We start from the raw sequence: 20,666 nt of genomic DNA, 5'->3' as shown, positions 1-20,666 counted from the left end.
GCCTGAGTCCCTTCCAAGCTCGCTGACAACGAACACTCAAGACCGCTGAGCGTTCGATGCGAGCAATTCCTTCAATATCGCCGCCGGGTCGGCTCGTTTTTGCTGACGATAATCCCCGACATGACGAACGAATAACGTTGCACGCGCCACCAGGCTCTTGCCTAGGACCGGCTTGCGCTCCAATTCTTCCTTGATGCGCTGGAACTGCGCCTGGATCACCGCATCGGTGTAACGCGTGCCGGTGGCCAGGTTGTCGATGTAAATCGCCACCGCGCCGTCCAAGGCGCTGCGACCATTGTCGATGGCTGTGGCAAACAGCTGGGCGCTGGCCTCGTCCTTGGCGTCCAACGCGGCTTGCCGGCTGTTCTGCAGATTGGTCAGGCGGATGTTGTAGTTGTTGACGGTCTCGGCCACCAAGGCTGACGACTGGATCAGGTTGCCTGCCGCTTCCTCGCGCTGCTGGGCGATGAGCGAGACGTTGCGCTTGAGTTCTTCGTTGACCAGGCCCAGTTCGGCTTGCAGGCGCGGATCGACGCTGGCGGCGATGATGCTGTCCAGGCGCTTGGTCGGGTCGTCGGCGTCGTCGATGGCATCGGTCAGCGACGCGAGCCGGCCTTCTTTTTGCCACTGGGCAAACAATTCCTTGTAGCGCGAACGTGGCGCCGACAAGGCGCCGACGGCCACGCGAAAACCGGTGGTTTCGTTGCTTTGCTCAGTGCCGTCGGCGGCGAACAACGGGTACTCGCGGCGCATGCCGGTGAACAGCGTGCCCTCGCCTTCCAGGTAGTTGCCGCCCTTGACCACGAAGCCGCCATAGGCGCCCTGGCGGCGACCGGCGTGCACCAACTGGAAGGATTCCTGGACCATCTCGGCGGCGTTGCCCACCACGTCAAACAAACCGATAGGGTTCGGCAACTTGGTGCCGATGGGCATCAGCCGCGCTGCCTGGCCAGTGCCGCCGGCGACCTGGTTGAACACCGCCCAATCGGCCAGCGGCCCGTCGCTTTCACTGCCTTCCAGGCGCCGCGGAAACAGGCGCCCTTCCAAGTCCTGACGGCTCACGGCCTGGCCGCCGCGGGCGGCGAATTCCCATTCGACTTCCGTCGGCAAGCGCACGAAACCCAGCCCGCCGTCTTCGGCGGAGGTGCCGCGACCGCTCACCGGCAGCAGGTCCTTGTGGTACTTCATCAGCCAGGCGCTGTACACCGCCGAGAAACGCTCGGCCTCGAATTTCGACAGTTTCACCTTGGGCAAACGCCCGGCCACGCCTTGGGGCAAATCGGCTTGCAAGGTTTCGCAGGCCGGGGCCGGTTCGCCGCTGGCCAGCGATTGCGCCTGGGCCATGACTTGGGCGTACTGCCGGGCCGTGACCTCGTACTTGCCGATGAAGTACAGCATCGGCTTGAGCGGCGTCTTGGCGTCGGTCTTGGGCATCAACGGCGTGATGGTGGTGTTCCAGTCCTTGGGCAAGTCCTTGAGGGTGAACTGGCCGTTGATGAAGTCGCGCCGGTAGCCGGAAATGAACGACTGCTGGTAACCCGCCTCGCCTTCGCTGAACGGATAACCGAGGCTGATCTCACGGTCGTCCAGGGTGCCCTGGGCGAGGATGTAGACGTAGCGGAACACCATCTGGCCTTCGCACGGCAGCGGCAGGCTGACGTCGTCGGGCAACGGCTTGGGGTTGTCCAGTTTGTCCGTGCTTTCATCAGCCCAGACCAAACCGGCCAGGCTCAGCGCCACGGCGGCGCCCAATAACTTATACATCGCGAATTCCTTCACACGCCTGGATGCGCGCCACCCGCCAGCCACCACAAGCCGCCGCGACGGCGCTGACGCCGAGCACGGCCACCAGGGCCAAAGTGTAGTGACGCACCAACAGATGGCTGGCGTATTCGCCGGGCATCTGTGCAAATAAATAATTCAGGCCCGACTGCGCCAGGCCATACAGGCCGGCACTCAGCAGGGCCGCGAACGTGGCGCTGTAGAGGGCCTGCAACACCACGAACAGCAACAGCGCCGCGGTGGAAACCCCCAGCAGGCGCAACACCGACAACTCCCGGCGCTTACGCTCGACCGCCGCCAGGGCGCCGGCAAAGATCGCCGCGAACGCACCGGCCAAGGCCAACCCGGCGATGATCCAGAACACGATCGACAGATTGCGGCTCAGCGATTGCACTTGTGCGATGGTCTGGGCCTGGGTCGAGACCAGCAGGTTCTGCCCAGCAAAATACCGCCGCAGCGGCTCGACGTCGCCGAGGCTGCGGGCATACAAACGAAACGCCGGGTAGACCCGTTGCCCGGCCACACTCACCGCATCGCCCGGCCAGCCGAACGCAGGCACGGCACGGCCATCGCGGTAATCCTCGGCGGCCTCCAGCAAGGCCAGGGGTGCAAACAGACCGTCGCGGGCGAAGGCTTCCAGGGGCAGCACATGCAATACCTGCACGCGAGTGCGCTGCGCCTCGCTGCGACCGGCCACCTGCCGACCGAAACTGGCCTGCACCCAATCGCCGGCCTTGGCGCCGAGCTTTTCAGCGGCGGTCTGGCTGAGCACCACTTGATCCAGGCCTTGCGGCACCGGCAAATGCTCGAACAAGGGATCGTTGGCCGCGGTGGGAATCATCTCGACCGTGACAACCGAAGCATCGCTGCTCAAATCCGCCGTGGCGGCGATTTGCCGGGTGCGCGGCAAGGCAAAGGCCACGTCGCCGCGCTGGCTCAACTGCTCGATGAATTCGGCACTGAAGCGACCGCCGCCCAAGGGGATGATTTCGCGGGTGGCCGGGTCGTTCTGCAAGCGCTCGGTCAGGCTGCTGACCAGGCCGAACTTCAGGCCGAACAACACCAGCAGCGGCGCCACCACGGCCACCAGCGCGAGCACCGAGCAGGCCGACAGCCAGGCATCGTTGCGGTAATCCTGCCAGGCCAGGGAAGCCACCAGCGCGCCACGCATCAGCAAGCCTCCCCAAGGGTGGCGGTGACACCGCCGTCGTCGTCGCGCCGGCAACTGATGCGCCGCACCTGCAAACCGCTGGCGCGGGCCAGCGTTTCGTCGTGGGTGGCGACGACACAGCACACACCGTGTTCACGGGCCTGGGCCACCAGCAACTGCATGACGCGCTCGGCGTTCAGCGGGTCGAGGGCGGCGGTCGGTTCATCGGCCAGCAGCAGGCGCGGGCCATGGGCCAGAGCGCGGGCGCAACTGACTCGCTGGCGCTGGCCGACGGACAAGTCCGCCAGTTTTTTGTCCAGTTGATCGGCAATATCCAACTGCCCAGCCAGGCGCGTCACGCTGCCGTCATCCTTCAAACCCAACAGTTTTCGCGACAACTCAATGTTGCCGCGCACGTCCAGGAAGCCCAACAGGCCGCCGGTTTGCAGAACATAACCCAGGTGACGACTGCGCAGCTCGGCCAAGGTGCCTTGTTGCGACCCACGCCACAATTTGGCGATGTCCAGCGGTGTGTTGGCGGGCGTGAAGTCGAAGCGCCCGGCCTGATCCGGTGCCAAAACCAGCGCCAGCAGGTCCAGCAACGTACTCTTGCCGCAACCGCTGGGACCGACCACCGCCAGTTGTTCACCGCCGCGCAAGTGCAGCCGTGGAATCACCAGGCTGTAGCGCTGACTACCAGCGCCCCGGCTTTTGTGCACCGCGCTCATGTTCAGCATCACGGCAGCGTCGACAACGGAACACGGTACAAGGCATCACCCGGCTCGGCATCGCCGAAACGCACCCAGTTCGCCAGGTCGTTGTGGAAGGTTTCGTAGAGGCGGATTTTCGAATCCAGCTCGTCGATGAAGTCTTCCTGCTCGGCCACGCTCAACGACAGCCACAGATCCTGGGTCATGTTCAGCGACTTGCTGCGGTACGGCAGCCCTTCCAGGTACTCGCCCAGAATCCCGCCGTCGGCCAGGTTGCCGCCCTTGCGCAGGGCCGACGGGTCGCGGCTCATGTAGGCGCTGGCGCTGGCGATTTCCTGGAAGAAGTCCTTGGGCGAACTCTGGGTCTTGCGGGCCGCGTCGACGATCAGCTTCAGCGATTGCTGCAGGTCGTTGAGTTGCAGCTTGGTCAGCATCACGCACACCTGGAACGCCGGCAGCGCCGGGTTGGTCAGGTCGCGGTCGGCGGTCCAGGCGCTGACCAGTTGCGGCGCCTGGCTGGCGGATTTGCGCCCCAAAAAGTCCATGTGCATCGCATAGCCGACCGCCGCCGATTTATCCGCCAGACTCGGCGCTGCGCTCAACAGCGGCACGCTTTGCGCCTTGTTGCTGCGCACCTGATGCACCAGGTCGGCAAACACCGAACCGATCTCGTCGACGCGCTCGCCGAACTTGCGCACATCGGCGCCCGGCACCGGAATGTACAGATCGCCGATCTGCGGGTTGGCGTCGGCGGTCAGGGTGCGGTATTGGCTCTGGGCGCCGGCATGGGTTTTCTTGCCGGCGTCGCTGAGCAGGTGCAAGGCGTAGATCTTGATCTGCTTGCCCAGTGCGGCCTGGCGCACTTCGGCCTCGTTCATTTGCGTGGCGGCAAACGGGTCGTTCTTGCGCAGGGCCCCGGCGTCGGTGACCAACAGGATCAAACGCCCGCCGTACCCGGACCAGTCCATGCCTTCGACGGCTTCCATGACCCCGGCAAACGCATCTTCGTTGAACGAATGGCTCGACACCGTCGATGCCTTGACCTGACGCGCCAGTTCCATGAAGCGTTGCGGGTCGCGGCCCTGCTCCAGGGTGATCAAGGTCTTGGCGACGTATTCCAGGCCCGGGGTTTTCTTGATGCTGCTGCGGAACCCCACCATGCCGAAGCTGACGCTGTCCAACTCGCCGCGCTCGGCAATGCGGGTTTGCAGCTCGTGGACCACGTCGCGCACCTGGTCGATGTAAGGCTGCATCGACACCGTAGTGTCCACTACCAGCACCACGGCGGTGCGGAACGCGTCGGCGTTGGCGGTGGTGATCGGCGTGTTGCTCGACGCCTTGGGGGTGTTGCCCGGATCGATCGACGCCACATTCAGCAACTGCACCGGCTGGCCGTTCTCATCGAGGCTCTCGCGGGAATCGAAGATCGGCAACAGGTAGAACTGGCTTTGCGGCACGGCACTGGCGGCCGGCTCCAGGGCCAGTACTTGCTGGTCCTCCTGCGGGCTCTGCTGGGCCTTGAGCAACACGTTCTTGGACGCCGATGGGTTAGCCAGGAGCTTTTCCACGTCGCCTGGCTGACGCAGGAACATCACGGGCGCACGGCCAGAACGTTCGGTGAACTTGAGCACCAGGCTTTGCTTCCAGTCGCTGACCTGGGCGGCGGGCAACCAGCCGTCGCTGCGCCCGTCAGTGGCCGCACCGACCCGTACCCACGAACCGCCGTCGACGTCCTTGCGCTGATACACGTACAGCACGGAAAACGCCGGCAGTGCCTTGCCCGGTGCCGCGCCCGGCGCGTCGGCGAGCTTCGCCCCCGGTTTGCTGAGCACGCGCTGGAACAGGGTTTTCTTGCCCGCCATCAACAGCGGACGCTGGCCGCCATCAGCCTCGGTCGCCACGGGTGGCTGAGCCGCAGGGACAACAGGTGGTTTGACCGCTGGTACTTCCGGGGCCTGCGGCGGCTTCACTTCCGGTGGCTTGACCGAGGTGGTGGTGGCCACTGGCGTCTTCACTGCTTTGCCGTCATCACCGGACAACCACCAATAACCCGCGCCACCCAACGCCAGCGCCACGGCGACCGCAACGGCGGCCAGGGCGAACACCGGGCCCTTGCGTTGCTCCGACACCGAGGATTGAACCGTCGGTTTTATCGGCGGCGCAACGGGCTTGGGCTGCGATTGTGGCGGCGGTGGTGAATAAGCCGGGCCGCTGGGAATGTCGATGGACATGGGCGTCAAACCCGCCAAGTCGCCCACCGGTTTCGGCGTCTCCGGCAGTTGCAACGACAACGGCCGAATCAACGTCGCTTCCGCCGACTCGTCTGGCAGGTTATCCAGCGCCCGCAGCAACGCCGCCGCATCCGGGAAACGCTCCGCCGGATCCTTCGCCAGCAGCTTGCGCAGCACGTCCTGGTAACGGCCGTGGTGCACCGGCAGTTCCGGCAGCGGTTCGGTCAGGTGCGCCAGGGCCGTGGACAGTGCATCGTTGCCGGTATACGGCAGTTTGCCGACAAGGATTTCGTAGAGCACCACGCCCAGGGCGTACAGGTCGGCGCGGCCATCGATATCCTGCCCACGGGCCTGTTCCGGGCTCATGTAGCTGGGCGTGCCGACCGCAAAACCGGCCTGGGTAAATTGGGTGCGGTCGTCCAGGGACTTGGCGATACCGAAGTCCGAGAGCACCGCCGTGCCATCGGCGCGGAACAGGATGTTGGCCGGCTTGACGTCACGGTGCACCAGGCCCAAGCCGTGGGCATAGCCCAGGGCCGAGGCGATCTGGCGGATGTAGGTCAGGCCCTGCTCCGGCGTCAGGCCCGCGGCGATGCGTTCCTTGAGCGTGCCGTTGGGCAGGTACTCCATCGCCATGTAATACAGCTCACCGACGTTACCGATGTCATGGATGGTGACGGTGTGCGGGTGCGACAGGCGCGCCAGGGTCTTGCCTTCGCGCAGGAAACGCTCGCAGAAGGTCGGGTCGGCGGCCAGCGCGGCGGCCATCACTTTCAACGCCACCTTGCGTTCCAGCGAACGCTGGGTCGCCAGGTACACGCTGGCCATCGCGCCTTCACCGATCGGCCCTTCGATGTCGTAGCCGGGGATGACAATGTTCAGGGTCAAGCTCATGACGGCACCTTCACGACCACCACGGTGATGTTGTCCGGCGCGCCGCGCATCAGGCCCAGGGACACCAGGCTGCTGGCGATTTCGCCGGGCTCGTCGTGGCTCAAGACTTCGCGGATTTCCTCGTCCTCGACGGTCTTAGTCAGCCCGTCGCTGCACAACAGGTAACTGTCGCCGGGCACCAGCAGCAGCTCGGTCAGCGCCAGGTTCAGTTGCGCCTCGACACCAATGGCCCGGGTGACAATGTTGGCCCGTGGATGCACCCGCGCCTCGGCTTCGCTGAGCAGGCCGCTGTCCTGCAGATCCTGGACGTAGCTGTGGTCCCGGGAGATGCCTTCGAGCACGCCGTCGCGCAAGCGGTACAAACGGCTGTCACCGGCCCACAGGCACATGCCGCGCAGGTCGCGGGCGACCAACACCACCACGGTGCTGCCCATCATCGTCACGCCACGGTTGGCGGTTTCTTCACGCACGGCGGCGTTGACCCGCAGCAGGTCGCTTTGCAGCGCCGCGACGTATTCGTCCAGCGAACGCCCGACGGCAATGCCGCGCAGGCTGTCGACGATCAGGCTGCTGACGTAGTCGCCCGCCGCGTGCCCGCCCATGCCGTCGGCCACCACCCATAGGCCGTTTTCCGGCAGGTCCAGGCAGGCGTCTTCGTTGACCTGGCGGACCATCCCGACATGGCTCTTGCTTGCAGACTTGATTGCTTTTCCGGCACTTGGACGCATCTACACAACACCTTCTTGGCCGAGCAAAAATTGCGCAAAATCAGCCGCCGCCGGCAATCCCTGGCAGCGCATCAAACCCGGGGCAATGCGTTCCGATCCCTGGCCCCACCACAGGCTCGCGCCTTCGCAGGCCGCCTCGGCCAGGGCGCTCATGCGCCGCTGCGGGTCGGTGGCGTCGAAGCGATGCAGGCTGGCGAAACGGCTGCTCGGCGTGCGCGGCAGGTGCATCGGGCTACCGAGGGTTTCCAGCTGTTCGTTGAACGCCTCGAAACTGGCCTCCACGCTCAACGTGCTCAGCAACAGGTTCTCGACCCGCTCGAACCACTCGTCCGCACCGCCCACCACGGACGCCGGGTCTGCGTCGGGCTCCAGCAGCACCGCGACGGTCAGCGGGAAATAACGGCCGACCCGGTCAATACTCGGCATCACCACCCCGACGGCGGCGTCCGGGCCACACACACCCGGCGCGACCATGAAGCGCCACAGCGGGCTGACCAGATAAGCATCCAGCCAGCGCTCGCCGAGGCTGGTCTGGCTGGCGAGCAAACCCGCCGCCAACCACGAATCCCACGGGCCGATAAAACTCTGGGGCAAGCCACGGCTGACGAAATCCCCGCGGCTGGCCAACTTTCCATAGAAGCCCGGTGTACTCATAGCCGCTCCGGCAGGCTGAAGCCGCTGAGCACCCGGCTCTTGAATGGGTTGAAGGCGCTGTTGGCCCGCAGCTCATAAGAGGCGCTGGCGCCATCGACCCGCAACCGCAGGTTGAAGCGATCCGGCGAGTTGCCGGCGGTCAGGTCCGATTGTTCCAGCAGTCGGAACCAGGCCCACGGCCCGTCCAGGGTGATGCCGGAGCGACCGCTGGACGACGGCGGCATGATGGAAATCCGCACCACGCCAATGCTGCCCGGGTTCGGCCACTGCATGGCGGTCGGGCGGCTTGGGCCGTGGTCGTAGCTCAACTGTTGGCCGTCGAGGTCGAGCAGGAACTGGGTGATGGTCGAGTCCATCGCCACCGGTTTGAGCTCGAAACGCACCATCGGCTGGGTGCCGCCGGAACGGAAGAACGCATCGCGGATGGTCGCCGCGCGCTGGAAGGTCTGCAGCACGCCGGGGGCGATGCCGAGCTTCTGCGCCGCGCCCGGCTGCCAGCGCCAGGTCGGCGTCGATGTGTCGACGTAGGGTTGCAGGTACTTGCGGAAGTAGTTGTCCATCACCCCGCCGACGCCGAAGAACTGGCCGAAATCGTCCAGGGTCGCGTCTCGCGCACTGCCCGGCGACATCGGATAGCGCCCGGCCAGGGACTGGCGATAGATGTTCACCACTTCGCTGGTCCAGGCGGCGTTCAGTTGGTTGCGCACCCCGCCCATCATGCTGTTGGTGGTGGAGTTGACCACCGACTTGACCAACCCCTGCACCAGCGGCGGCTGGCGTTCGGCGTTGAGGCTGACGCGCGTAGCGGCGGCCGTGGCCTGGTTCTTGGCTTCGCCGAGCAAGGCGTCACCGCTGGCACCGACCATGGCGCTGACCTGCACGTACAAAGCGTTCATGTCGGCCAGCAAGCCATCGATGGCCGCCGGCTCGCCTTCGCTTTTGCTGACGATGCTGTTGAGCTCGGCGAAGTGCGCGGTGATCGGGTCATCGCTTTGCGCCGGTGCGTTTTGCGTCGACTGCTCCTGGCCGAGCAAGCTGCCCAGGCGCTCCTTGAGTTTGTCCACGCCGCCTTCTACCGGCGCACCTTGGGCGGCCAGCAGGCGTTCATCCTGTTGCAGGTCGGTTTCCTTCGCCACCGCCACCAGCAGTTTTTTCAGCGGCGAGGTCGGACCGGAAATCACCCGCAGCACATCGGCGGCCTGGGCCACGCTGGTGATCGGCACAAAGTCGATGTCGGCCAGCAAGGCGTCCCATTGGCGCAGGTAATCCTGGAAGTACAGGCGACGTACATCGGCGGCCAGGCTGGCGACGTTCTGCTGATCGGCCTGCTCAAAGCCCAGCACCCACTGCTCTTCGGCCAGGGTGCCGGTCTGGCTCAGGCTGGTGAGCAAGAAGCCCTGGCGGTAGCCCTTGACGGTGAAAAACCCGCTCAGCGGCTCGCCCAACGGCTTGCCGCTCTTGCGGCTGAACACCAGCGCCGCGTCACGGCCGGCGGCTTCGTTGATGCGGAAGTCCGGGATGCCGTCGGGCAGTTTCTGGCGCTTGATCCGGTCATAGACCCGCTGGGCCACCGGCAATTGCTGCAACTGGCGACGCAGGTCTTCGACCAGACGCTGGTCCAGGCGCGCGAGGGGCGGACGCCGTTCGAACAGTGCCTGCAAATGCGCGGTCAGGGCCTGGCGCTGCTCGGCCGGCAAATCGCGCGGCAGGCTGCGGTCCCAATCCAGGGCGATCCAGGCCTTGATGAAGTCGGCATCGTAATGCTCGGTGTCGGCGAGCATCAGGTAGGCCTTCAAGCCTTCGTAGAGGAAATCCGAATTGCCGCCGCTGTGCAGCTGCTCTTCGATGCGCGTCAGCAAGCGTGGCGCGAACACCGCGATCAGCAGCTTGCGGTAGACGCTGCCGGACTCGGCTTCGAGCATGTCGCCCTGGTACAGGCCCAGGCCTTCGGCCCAGCTCGGGGCGTCGTCGGCCAGATGCTTCACGGCGTTGAGCAATGGCAACACGGCGAGCACATCCCGTTGCGCCGGGCTGAGGTTCTGCACGGTTTGTCCCAACGGCGCGACCTTCTGATCGACCTGGGCAATGTAGGCCTGGTTGGCGCGGTAGCTGACCCACCACAACGTGCTGACCACCAGCACCAACACCACGGTGGAGGCCAGGACGCCGCGGGCGATCCACTTGCGCCGCCGCTCGACTTTCGGATCGACGCCCACCAGCCCGCGCTCGGCGAAGGCCACGGCGGTGAAGAGCTTTTCGATGAAGTAGCTGCGCCCGGTGCCGGTCTGGCGCGCCAGGTGCTGACGGTCCAGGTTCATGCTCTGGGCCATGGAGCCGATCAGGCGATCGATCGGGCTGCCTTCCTGGGTGCCGCTGGTGAAATACACACCGCGCAGCAACACGCGCTCTTCGAAGGCGTTGGGTTTGAACACGCCTTCGAGGAAGCTCTGCAGGCAATCTTTCAAGGCGCCGAACTGCTGCGGGAAGCCGTAGATCAGATCGCGCCGCGCCGGGTCGCGCTCTTGTTGCAGCCGCTCCACCAAGCGGTCGTTGAGGCGCTGCTCAAGGCCGGTGAATTCGCTTTGCAGGTGCGCCAGCGGGCTGTCGCTGCTCTTGCCATCGTCCAGTGCGAAGGTCATGCCCCAGACCTGGGCGCGTTCTTCCTTGCTCAGGGTGTCGAAATACTCCATGAACCCGGGCACGAGGTCGAGCTTGGTCAGCATCAGGTAGATCGGGAAGCGCACGCCCAGTTGGGTGTAGAGCTCCTGGATCCGCAACCGGATTGCGGCGGCATGGGCGGCGCGCTCGGCGTCGCTGCCCAACAGCAGGTCGGACAGGCTGATGGCGATGAACGCGCCGTCAATCGGGCGCCGGGCCCGTTGTTTTTTCAACAGGCCCAGGAAGCCCAACCAGGCGGCCTTGTCGATGGTCGCGTCGCTGTCCTGGGTAGTGTAGCGCCCGGCGGTGTCGAGCAGGACCGCCTGGTCGGTGAACCACCAATCGCAATTGCGCGTACCGCCGACACCGCGCACCGCACCGGCGCCCAGTTGCGCAGCCAGTGGGAAATGCAGCCCGGAGTTGACCAGCGCGGTGGTCTTGCCCGAACCCGGCGGGCCGATGATCACGTACCACGGCAGTTCATAGAGGTTGCGCCGTTCGTCACCGCCCAGCTTGGCTTTCTTGAGCAGGGCCAAGGCTTCGTCCATGCGCTGGCGCAGGGTTTCGAGCTCTTCGGCAGTGGCGATGCTGGTCGGGTCCGGTGGGGTTTGTGCGGCCAGGCTGCGCATCACTTCGGCGGCCTGACGGCGCGCCTGGATGATGCGGAAAACCCGGTAGGCGATCCACACCGCGAACACTAGGATGATCAAGGCCCAGCGGCGGCCTTCGGGCACCAGCCAATCGAGCAGCGGGCCAACGAACCAGATGATCAGGCTCAGGGCGATCAGCCCCAGCAATGGGATGACCCAGCGGGTCATAAAACTGAAAAACGCCTTCACTCGACCCCCTCCGCCAATACTGTGATTTCAACCCGACGGTTGCGCGCACGCCCCTCTGGGGTGGCGTTGGATGCCAACGGCTCGGTGTCGCTGCGGCCTTCGGCGCTGAAGCGCTCGGGCTGGCCGGTCTTGGCCGAAAGAATTTGCAGCACCGATTGGGCCCGCGCTTCGGACAACGCCCAGTTGGACGGGAACCGGAGGGTGGCAATCGGGCGATTATCGCTGTGCCCGGTGACCAGGACCTGGCCCTTGACCTTGCGCACCGCATCGGCGATGCGCAGCATCAGCGGCTGGAAATCGTCCTTGATGCTGGCGCTGCCCGAGGCGAACAGCTCGTCGCCGCGGATAGTCACCACCGAGCGGTCGACGGCGTCTTCCACGGCAATTCGATTGGCGCGGATTTCATCGGCCAAAAAGCCTGCCAGGCGTGGGCGCTCGACCACTTTCGGCTGCACCACGGGGCGGTCGATGGTCTGTACCGGGATTTCACCGAGGAAGTGAATGTTCTTGAACACCGGCTCGGCATCGGAGGCCAGTTTCATGCGCAGGCCGAACAGCAGCGCCAGCAGCAAGGCCGCGCCGATGGCCACGGCGATCCATGGCGGCATGAATTGCGCCAGTCGATCACGGGCCACGGTGACACCGCGCCAGTGCGGCGACAGCTCGCGCTCGTAATCGCCACGGGCACTGCGGATGACGGCGGCGGTGCGCTCACGCAACGCTTCCAGTTGACTGCGACCGTCGTTCATCACCCGGTAGCGCCCTTCGAAACCCAGGCACATGCACAGGTACAAAAGCTCCAGCAGATACAGGCGCTCGCGCGGGCTTTGCAGGCAATGCTCCAGCAACTGGAACACCTTCTCGCCGCCCCAGGCTTCGTTGTGCACGGTGATCAACAGGCTTTGCTTGCCCCAATCGCTGGTGCCGCCCCACGGCGTGCTCAACACCGCTTCGTCCAGCGCGGTGCACAAGGCGTAGCGGGCCAGCAACACATCGTTGCGCACCACACCGGCGGCCTCGGCGCGCTCTTCGAACTGGCGCAGGTAAGCCAGCAGTTGTGCGCGCAAACTGGCCGGCGCCGGGTGAGCAATGGTGTTGCGCAGGCGCGTCAGCAGCGCCAACAGCGGGCCGGCGGCGCTTTCCAGCGGGTTGAGGCCCTCGGCCTTGCCGGTCAGGACCGGCGCGGCTGGCATCGACAGCGGTGCAGGCGCAGGCGTCGGCTGTGGCCGGCCAGCGTCCGGGCGGAAGGGATCTCCACCACGGCCACCGGGCGTCGGCATGAACTGGGTACGATCGTCGTTACTCATCGCGATTTATCCTCGAATCGCCCAGAAGGCCAGGTTCAGCCCTGGGAACTGGCCGGCGATGTGGAATGCGAAGCCGCCAGAGTTGCTCAACTGCTGCCAGTGATCGCTGCCGCGGTCGAGCTCGTAGTAAGTGGAGCCGGCGTGGTACGGCAACTGCCGTGGCGCCACCGGCAACGGCAGCAGGCCGATGCCCGGCAGTTGCAGGTTGACCAGATCGCGGATGTGCTCCACCGAACCGACCTTGCTCTGCTGACCGAAGCGGCCGCGCAGGGTCTCGGCCGGCACGTCGGCGCGCACCACCAGGATGAAGCTGGCACTGTCGAGCAGGGTCTTGTCGGCCAGCATCGCCACGTGGATGCCGTAGGCTTTCTCGACAATCGGAATCGGCGTCGCCTTGCTGTCGATCAGCATCGACAGGGCTTCGCGCAGGGCCTGCATCACCGGCGCGTAGCTGAGCGCCAGGTCGTCGTGCTGGTATGGCGGGTATGGCTGCGGTCGTCGCCCGGACGCGGTGAACGTGGAGAACTCCCCGGCCAGGCTTACCAGCTCGCTGTAGAAACGCTCGGGATGCAGTGGGCTCAACTGGCTCAGGTGCTGGATCAGCGGTTGGGCGCGGTTGACCAGTTGCAACAGCATGAAATCGGCAATTTCCGAGGCGCCACCGGCGCCGGACGCCACCACCCGCCCGGCCAAGGCTTCGCCGCGTTGATGCAGCAGGCCCAGCAGTTCACTGCGAAACGCCGCCAGCGGTTTGGAGGCGATGACATCCAGCAGTGGCGGGATGTAGGTGTCGTCGAGCACCAGGGCACGGTCGGCGCGTTTTTCCTTGATGCGCACCACGCCGATGGCGGCGTAGTCGCCGATGCCATCCTGTTCGGTCAGCAGCCGCAGCGCCCGCGAGCCAAGGGCCACCGGTGCGCGGTTTTCGAACGGTGCGTTGTCGTCGCGCACTTCGCACACCTGGCTCACATAACGCGCAGCGCCGAGGTCTTCGCCTTCGTCCACGGTGTCCCGGGCGCCGGCGCGCTTGAGCGGCAGGGCCAGGTACACCAGGCCATCGCGCAGGTTGTCATCGACGTTCAGCGGGGTTGGCGCCAGGTCATCCTGGGGGATGTTGAAGGGCGTACCGTCCGGCAACAGACCGCGCGCCGAGATGATCGCCAGCTTGCCCTGGGCCAGCAGGCCCTGGTCGATCAGCAATTCGGAAAAACCCCAGGCGCCGGCCGACAACGGGCGGCTGCGTGCGTCGATGAGGTTTTCCAGGTAACGGTCATGCTGTTGGAAGTGCTGCGTTCCAATGAACATGCCTTCCGACCAGACCACGCGATTGTTCCAGGACATGGGGGCTCCGATTGCTTATTGGGCAGGGCTGGATGGGGGGACGACGACGGCGCTGCGCACGGCGCGCACATCGAGGCTGATCTGGTATTCGGTGTATTCGCGCGCCGGGACATTCATCACCGTGCGCCACAGCGACTGGTCCAGTTCGCGATAGCCCACCAGTATTCCGATATGCCGCGTGGCTGGGTCGAGGTCGCGTTGCAGGCTCAGTTGCTGGCCGGGCTGGATCAGCACCTCGTCCTGGTCGATCAGGTCGGCGCCCAGCGTTGCCTGGGCCCGTTCGGCCAAGGCGAAATAATCGGCACGACCGAAGGTCGCGGCATTTTTCAGTTCGAAAATGCGCACCCGGACCGGGGCCGGCTGGCCGGTGGCGCCGGGGTTGAGGCCGGCAATGGCGTGAAAGTGCAACTCGATGGCGGCGGTGTCGGCCTCAGCTTCTTCGGGCTGGGGGTTGGCCGCATCCTTGGCGCACGCCGTCAGCAGAAGCACGGTGGCGACTGCGAGTAAAAACCTGGGAATCATCCTGCGTCCTCAATGACGTTTGAGCTATCCGTTGTGTGCCGATCAATCTTGTTATGGGACGGCGCCGCTTAGCGGCGTCGCTGTCGCGTACTGTGTTCTTCGTAGGCGCGGCTGAACTCGCGACCGAACAGGTCCTGGAAATCTTCCTGGGCTTCCCGGGAAATGTTGCTGTAGAGCTCGGTAAATTGCTGCCAGTACTGGGCCTGTCGCGAGCCACTGAAAATACCCGAGAGCCCACCGGGCTTGGCCATGCGTTCTTCCAGTTGCGCCGGCTCGAAGCGCCCCAGCAAATGCTTGATGGCCGCTTCCACACCGGCCATCACCGCCAGTTGGTGGGCCCGCAAATCATCGAAACTGTCACGCACCGCCGCGTCCGGGGCCATGAACGCCTGATTGCCGTGGCGCAACAGCAACAACAGGGCCTCATCGACGTTGGGGGCGAATTTCAGCGGGTTGTTTTCCACCGGCTGGATCATCGTCTGCTGGATGCGGAACTCACCCTTGAGGCTGCTGCGGGCGCGCAAGACATCGATCAGGCCTTCGACCATCAACCGGTAACTGCGCCCGATGCTTTCCATCTGTGCTTCGGCGTTGGCCTTGTCCAGGCGCAACTGGTCCAGCCCGGCACCGCGCAGGAAGGCTTGCAGCAAGTCGGGTTGGGCGGCCTCGGCCGGAGCAACCGGAGCAACCGGAGCAACCGGAGGTGCGACCGGGGGCTCGACGCGGGTGACCGACGCTTCAGGCACGGGGGCCGGCGGCGGTGCGCTGATTTCAGCAAAGATGTCGGCGAGCGGAGCCTGCGGGGCAGGCGTCGCGACCGGCTCAACCACTGGCGGTAGCGGCACAGGCGGCGGGGTCACGGGCTGCGGGGCCACCGCCACCGGCTTGTCGCTAAAGGGGTCCCAGTCGTCCGGAATCATTGAGGCAGACGGCGGTATCACCGGCGCCACCACGGGCGGCGGGCTCGGCCGGGGAATTGGCGTCGGCGGGCGGAAGTTGTGCTGCTCGGCCGGCACATGGTCAGGCTGGGTGGCCGGCGGGACACTGCTCGGGCTCAAGAAATCGAACAGGTCCGGCAGGGTGTCCATGGCCGACCCGCCCTGGAAATGCGCAGGCGCAGCCACTGGAATCGGCGATGGCGTATGAAGCGGCGATGGCGCATGCACCGCGGCGCCCTGGCGCCCCATCAAGGCCTCGAAAGTGCTGGGCGATTCGGCGAACGGGTTGCTGTCGGTGACTGGCAGGCTGAAATCGACGCGCGCCTGGATTTCATAATCACCGATGCGGATCACTTCGCCGTCTTGCAGGGGTTCGCTGTTGCCCTTGCGCAGGCGAACACCGGCCTTGACCAATTCCACACCATTAGTGCTGTTATCGGTTAAGTAATAACGCCCATCTTTGTATTGGATAACGCAATGTTTGCCGGAAACCAGACGCTCAGGGTCCGGCAATACCCAGTCATTATCGGAATTACGGCCAATTGCCATCACCCCCTGATCCATGGACTTTTCAGAACACTGGCCCGGGGTAATCTTGTGATAACTAGTGATAGTCAAACACAGCGGCATCTTGCCTCCTTGCTGAATACTTCGCGCGCGGGCGGGTGAAGTGAGGATTGAGGCCCTGACTACCCACCAACAACCTTGCCAACCACCGCGAAACGGCTTTTTGCCAGCATGATTGCTGATCATAACCGGCTTGCATGACAAAAACCCCACGTCAGTTGCCGCTTCGACCGATGGGTCGAGCAGGCTGTTAAGCGCATCACAACTGTTACAGAGGGGCTACACTGGTGAAATAGCTTACCTTGACAAGCGATAAGTACTACACCAAAAATGCACAACTTCTTGAATATAGATGATGGCACTTTAAAATCACTTAGGATTTAAAAGGCCATTACCGTCAAGGAACATGCGAGTTTCATCCGAAAGTTGCGTGTGAACTGCCCGACTTCTTCAGCGGGTGATAGGGAGATCGATCCAAGTGGATGTGCCTTTGTTGCTCGCCGCCGTTTCCGCGACTTCGCCGTGCGGTGAAGATCTGGAATATGACGCGGATTTCTTGCGCCTGGAACGCGACTCCCGGGGCCAGCCCGAGCGCAGCATGGGCGATTCGATCTTGCCTGCCGAGCCTCCTGAGTGGCGCAGCATCCAGCAGCAGAGCCTGGACTTGCTGCAACGCAGCAAAGACCTGCGCATCACCCATTTCCTGTTGCAAAGCTCCCTGGCCCTCGAAGGCCTGCCGGGCATGGCCCGTGTGCTGACGCTGATCAGCGAACTGCTCAAGCAATACTGGGCCGAGTTGCATCCGCGCCTGGACGCCGATGACGACAACGACCCCACTGTGCGCATCAATGCCCTCGCCGGCCTGACGTCCGACGTCACCATTCGCTTGCTGCGCGAAAGCATCCTGGTCCGCTCGCGGACCTTCGGCGCCGTCAGCCTGCGCGCCGCCGCCAACGCCAGCGGCCTGCAAAGTTTCTCGGATGAGAACCTCGGTGCCGAACAGCTCGCCGGGGCCTTGCTCGACAGCGACCCCGAACAGTTGGAAATCATCCGTGCCGCCCTGCAGGAAGCCCGCAGCGCCGCCGAAACCATCGAACAGCAGGTCAGCGACCAGGTCGGTTCCGCCCAAGGCGTGGACCTCGGCCCGTTGAAGCAACCGTTGAAGATGGCCCTGCAGATTCTCGGCCAGTTCGCCCCGCAGAGTGGCGACAGCGCCCAGGCCGATTCCGTCAGCGACAACAGCGCAGCGCCCAGTGAGCATGCAAATGGCACAAGCTCACCGCGCAACACCAATAACAGCACCAGCACCGTCAGCGGCGACATCAACAACCGCGACGACGTGCTGCGCAGCCTGGACCGGATTCTCGCTTACTACACCCGTCATGAGCCCTCCAGCCCGCTGCCGGTGCTGTTGAACCGGGCCAAGAATCTGGTGCACGCCGACTTCGCGGCCATCGTGCGCAACTTGATTCCCGACGGCATGAGTCAATTTGAAAACCTGCGCGGCCCAGACAGCGAATAAAAAGCGAGCGGATCACGCAGTCACGTCACCGGCACCCCCGATGACGCCAACACCGTCGCTCAAGCGACCAGGAGCAGCAACGTGGCGAAGCAAAGTTCTCAGAAATTCATCGCGCGCAACCGCGCGCCTCGAGTGCAGATCGAGTACGACGTCGAGCTCTACGGCGCCGAGAAAAAGGTCCAGTTGCCCTTCGTCATGGGGGTAATGGCCGACCTCGCCGGCAAGCCCGCCGAACCTCTGGCCCCAGTGGCCGATCGCAAGTTCCTCGAGATCGACGTCGACAATTTCGACTCGCGCCTCAAGGCCATGCAACCGCGCGTGGCGTTTCATGTGCCCAACGAACTGACCGGCGAAGGCAACCTGAGCCTGGACCTGACGTTCGAAAGCATGGACGACTTCAGCCCGGCGGCCGTGGCCCGCAAGGTCGATTCGCTGAACAAGCTGCTCGAAGCGCGTACCCAGTTGGCCAACCTGCTGACCTACATGGACGGCAAGACCGGCGCCGAAGAAATCATCATGAAGGCGATCAAGGACCCAGCGCTGTTGCAGGCCCTGGCGAGCGCGCCGAAGCCAGCACAGGACCAATGATCATGACTGACAATACAGCCCGCGAAGGCGTGCAAAACCTGGGCGCAACCGAAGAAACCAGCGAGTTCGCGTCCCTGCTGCTGCAAGAATTCAAACCCAAGACCGAGCGCGCCCGCGAAGCCGTCGAGACCGCCGTGCGTACCCTGGCCGAACAGGCCCTGGCGCAGACCGACCTGGTGTCCAACGACGCCATCAAGTCGATCGAATCGATCATCGCCGCCATCGACGCCAAGCTCACCGCCCAGGTCAACCAGGTCATCCACCATCCCGACTTCCAGCAACTGGAAAGCGCCTGGCGTGGCCTGCACTACCTGGTCAACAACACCGAGACCGATGAGCAGCTCAAGATCCGCGTGCTCAACATCTCCAAGACCGACCTGCACAAGACCCTGAAGAAATTCAAGGGCACCGCGTGGGACCAGAGCCCGATCTTCAAGAAGATGTACGAAGAAGAATACGGCCAGTTCGGCGGCGAGCCTTACGGCTGCCTGGTAGGCGACTACTACTTCGACCAGTCGCCACCGGATGTCGAGCTGCTGGGCGAACTGTCGAAAGTCTGCGCGGCCATGCACTCCCCGTTCATCGCTGCGGCATCGCCGACCGTGATGGGCATGGGCTCGTGGCAGGAACTGTCGAACCCACGCGACCTGACCAAGATCTTCACCACCCCGGAATACGCCGGCTGGCGCTCGCTGCGTGAATCGGAAGACTCGCGCTACATCGGCCTGACCATGCCACGCTTCCTGGCGCGCCTGCCGTACGGCGCCAAGACCGACCCGGTGGAAGCCTTCGCCTTCGAAGAAAACACCGACGGTGCCGACAGCTCCAAGTACACCTGGGCCAACGCCGCTTACGCGATGGCGGTGAACATCAACCGTTCGTTCAAACACTTCGGCTGGTGCTCGCGCATCCGTGGCGTGGAGTCCGGCGGTGAAGTGGAAAACCTGCCAGCCCACACGTTCCCGACCGACGACGGTGGCGTGGACATGAAGTGCCCGACCGAAATCGCCATCTCGGACCGCCGTGAAGCGGAGCTGGCGAAGAACGGTTTCATGCCGCTGCTGCACAAGAAAAACACCGACTTCGCCGCGTTCATCGGCGCCCAGTCGTTGCAGAAACCGGCCGAATACGACGACCCGGACGCCACCGCCAACGCCAACCTGGCGGCGCGCCTGCCGTACCTGTTCGCCACTTGCCGTTTCGCCCATTACCTCAAGTGCATCGTGCGCGACAAGATCGGTTCCTTCAAAGAGAAGGACGAGATGCAGCGCTGGTTGCAGGACTGGATCCTCAACTACGTCGACGGTGACCCGGCGCACTCCACCGAGACCACCAAGGCCCAGCACCCGCTGGCTGCCGCCGAAGTGATCGTCGAAGAAGTCGAAGGCAACCCGGGGTACTACAACTCCAAGTTCTACCTGCGTCCGCACTACCAGCTCGAAGGGCTGACCGTGTCGCTGCGCCTGGTATCGAAACTGCCGTCGGCCAAGGGCGCATAAACAACCGTTGAAATGGGCTTTCCTGTGGAGGCCCTTTGTGGCGAGGGAGCTTGCTCCCGCTGGGTCGCGTAGCGGCCCCTTCTTGTGGGCGCTGCGCACCCAAGCGGGAGCAAGCTCCCTCGCCACAGAGTGGTCCACAAGAGATCTTCATTGAGTTCACAGATTTCGCAAGGTCAGCGTCAACCAAACAATGTGGTTAGAAACCACACAGGGAGAAAACATGGCTGTTGATATTTTCATCAAGATCGGCGACATCAAGGGCGAGTCCATGGACAAGGCCCACAAGGACGAGATCGATGTCCTGAACTGGAGCTGGGGCATGTCCCAGTCCGGCAACATGCACGTGGGCAGCGGCGGTGGTGCGGGCAAGGTCAACGTCCAGGACCTGTCCCTGACCAAGTACGTCGACAAGGCGTCGCCGAACCTGATGATGCATTGCGCCAGCGGCAAGCACATCGACAAGGTCAAGCTGACCGTGCGCAAGGCCGGCGGTGAAAGCCAGGTCGAGTACATGATCATCAACCTGGAAGAAGTGCTGGTTACGTCCCTGAGCACCGGCGGCTCGGGCGGCGATGATCGCCTGACCGAAAACGTCACCCTGAACTTCGCCAAGGTGCTGGTGGATTACCAGCCACAGAAAGCCGACGGCACCAAGGAAGGCGGTCCGGTCAAATTCGGCTGGAACATCCGTCAGAACGTCAAGGTGTAATCGAACACGCCCCCGGTGCCACGCGCC

General features: G+C 64.2%; 15 protein-coding genes. 4 read left to right on the top strand and 11 right to left on the bottom strand.

All coding sequences use genetic code 11. The features are described 5' to 3' along the window. Nucleotides 1-36 precede the first annotated feature (36 nt). From TK06_RS21805 to tagH, 11 genes are all read right to left on the bottom strand, one after another. Nucleotides 37-1,764, bottom strand: a complete 1,728-nt coding sequence (locus TK06_RS21805; RefSeq protein ID WP_063323784.1) for a formylglycine-generating enzyme family protein — start codon at nt 1,762-1,764, stop codon at nt 37-39. Beyond that, nucleotides 1,757-2,953 (bottom strand): ABC transporter permease, encoded by a 1,197-nt coding sequence (locus TK06_RS21800; protein WP_063323783.1) that lies wholly within the window; start codon nt 2,951-2,953, stop codon nt 1,757-1,759. Before TK06_RS21800 ends, TK06_RS21805 begins: the two co-directional genes overlap by 8 nt. Next, on the bottom strand, nt 2,953-3,669 hold the full coding sequence (locus TK06_RS21795) for an ABC transporter ATP-binding protein (protein WP_063323782.1): 717 nt from the start codon (nt 3,667-3,669) through the stop codon (nt 2,953-2,955). The genes TK06_RS21800 and TK06_RS21795 overlap by 1 nt, the downstream gene beginning before the upstream one ends. Beyond that, on the bottom strand, nt 3,669-6,767 hold the full coding sequence (locus TK06_RS21790) for a serine/threonine-protein kinase (RefSeq protein ID WP_063323781.1): 3,099 nt from the start codon (nt 6,765-6,767) through the stop codon (nt 3,669-3,671). The genes TK06_RS21795 and TK06_RS21790 overlap by 1 nt, the downstream gene beginning before the upstream one ends. Beyond that, nucleotides 6,764-7,495, bottom strand: a complete 732-nt coding sequence (locus TK06_RS21785; protein ID WP_063323780.1) for a PP2C family protein-serine/threonine phosphatase — start codon at nt 7,493-7,495, stop codon at nt 6,764-6,766. The genes TK06_RS21790 and TK06_RS21785 overlap by 4 nt, the downstream gene beginning before the upstream one ends. After that, entirely contained in the window at nt 7,496-8,149 is a 654-nt protein-coding gene (tagF, locus tag TK06_RS21780) for a type VI secretion system-associated protein TagF (RefSeq protein ID WP_063323779.1), read from the bottom strand. Continuing rightward, nucleotides 8,146-11,646, bottom strand: coding sequence for a type VI secretion system membrane subunit TssM (tssM, locus tag TK06_RS21775; RefSeq protein ID WP_063323778.1), 3,501 nt, complete (start codon nt 11,644-11,646; stop codon nt 8,146-8,148). The genes tagF and tssM overlap by 4 nt, the downstream gene beginning before the upstream one ends. Then, on the bottom strand, nt 11,643-12,953 hold the full coding sequence (locus tag TK06_RS21770; protein ID WP_063323777.1) for a DotU family type VI secretion system protein: 1,311 nt from the start codon (nt 12,951-12,953) through the stop codon (nt 11,643-11,645). Before TK06_RS21770 ends, tssM begins: the two co-directional genes overlap by 4 nt. 6 nt (nt 12,954-12,959) lie before the next feature. Continuing rightward, nucleotides 12,960-14,294, bottom strand: coding sequence for a type VI secretion system baseplate subunit TssK (tssK, locus tag TK06_RS21765; protein WP_063323776.1), 1,335 nt, complete (start codon nt 14,292-14,294; stop codon nt 12,960-12,962). Between the two features lie 15 nt (nt 14,295-14,309). Next, nucleotides 14,310-14,816, bottom strand: a complete 507-nt coding sequence (tssJ, locus tag TK06_RS21760) for a type VI secretion system lipoprotein TssJ (protein ID WP_003206918.1) — start codon at nt 14,814-14,816, stop codon at nt 14,310-14,312. A gap of 68 nt (nt 14,817-14,884) precedes the next feature. After that, entirely contained in the window at nt 14,885-16,384 is a 1,500-nt protein-coding gene (gene tagH / locus TK06_RS21755) for a type VI secretion system-associated FHA domain protein TagH (RefSeq protein ID WP_063323775.1), read from the bottom strand. Between the two features lie 415 nt (nt 16,385-16,799). Here tagH and tssA point away from each other — a divergent pair, with 415 nt between their 5' ends. The 4 genes from tssA to TK06_RS21735 all read left to right on the top strand — a co-directional run bounded on the left by tssA (nt 16,800) and on the right by TK06_RS21735 (nt 20,639). Further along, entirely contained in the window at nt 16,800-17,843 is a 1,044-nt protein-coding gene (gene tssA, locus TK06_RS21750; RefSeq protein WP_063323774.1) for a type VI secretion system protein TssA, read from the top strand. Between the two features lie 81 nt (nt 17,844-17,924). Continuing rightward, nucleotides 17,925-18,431: a type VI secretion system contractile sheath small subunit gene (gene tssB / locus TK06_RS21745; protein WP_003177230.1), complete on the top strand. Its 507-nt coding sequence runs from the start codon at nt 17,925-17,927 to the stop codon at nt 18,429-18,431. Between the two features lie 2 nt (nt 18,432-18,433). Continuing rightward, nucleotides 18,434-19,930, top strand: a complete 1,497-nt coding sequence (tssC, locus tag TK06_RS21740; RefSeq protein WP_063323773.1) for a type VI secretion system contractile sheath large subunit — start codon at nt 18,434-18,436, stop codon at nt 19,928-19,930. A gap of 220 nt (nt 19,931-20,150) precedes the next feature. Next, entirely contained in the window at nt 20,151-20,639 is a 489-nt protein-coding gene (locus tag TK06_RS21735) for an Hcp family type VI secretion system effector (RefSeq protein ID WP_003206927.1), read from the top strand. The last annotated feature ends 27 nt before the right edge of the window (nt 20,640-20,666 follow it).

This window comes from Pseudomonas fluorescens (assembly GCF_001623525.1).
Lineage (GTDB): Bacteria > Pseudomonadota > Gammaproteobacteria > Pseudomonadales > Pseudomonadaceae > Aquipseudomonas > Aquipseudomonas fluorescens_Q.
Note: the sequence above shows the minus strand (reverse complement) of the source record. Positions and strands in the feature narration are given on the sequence as shown.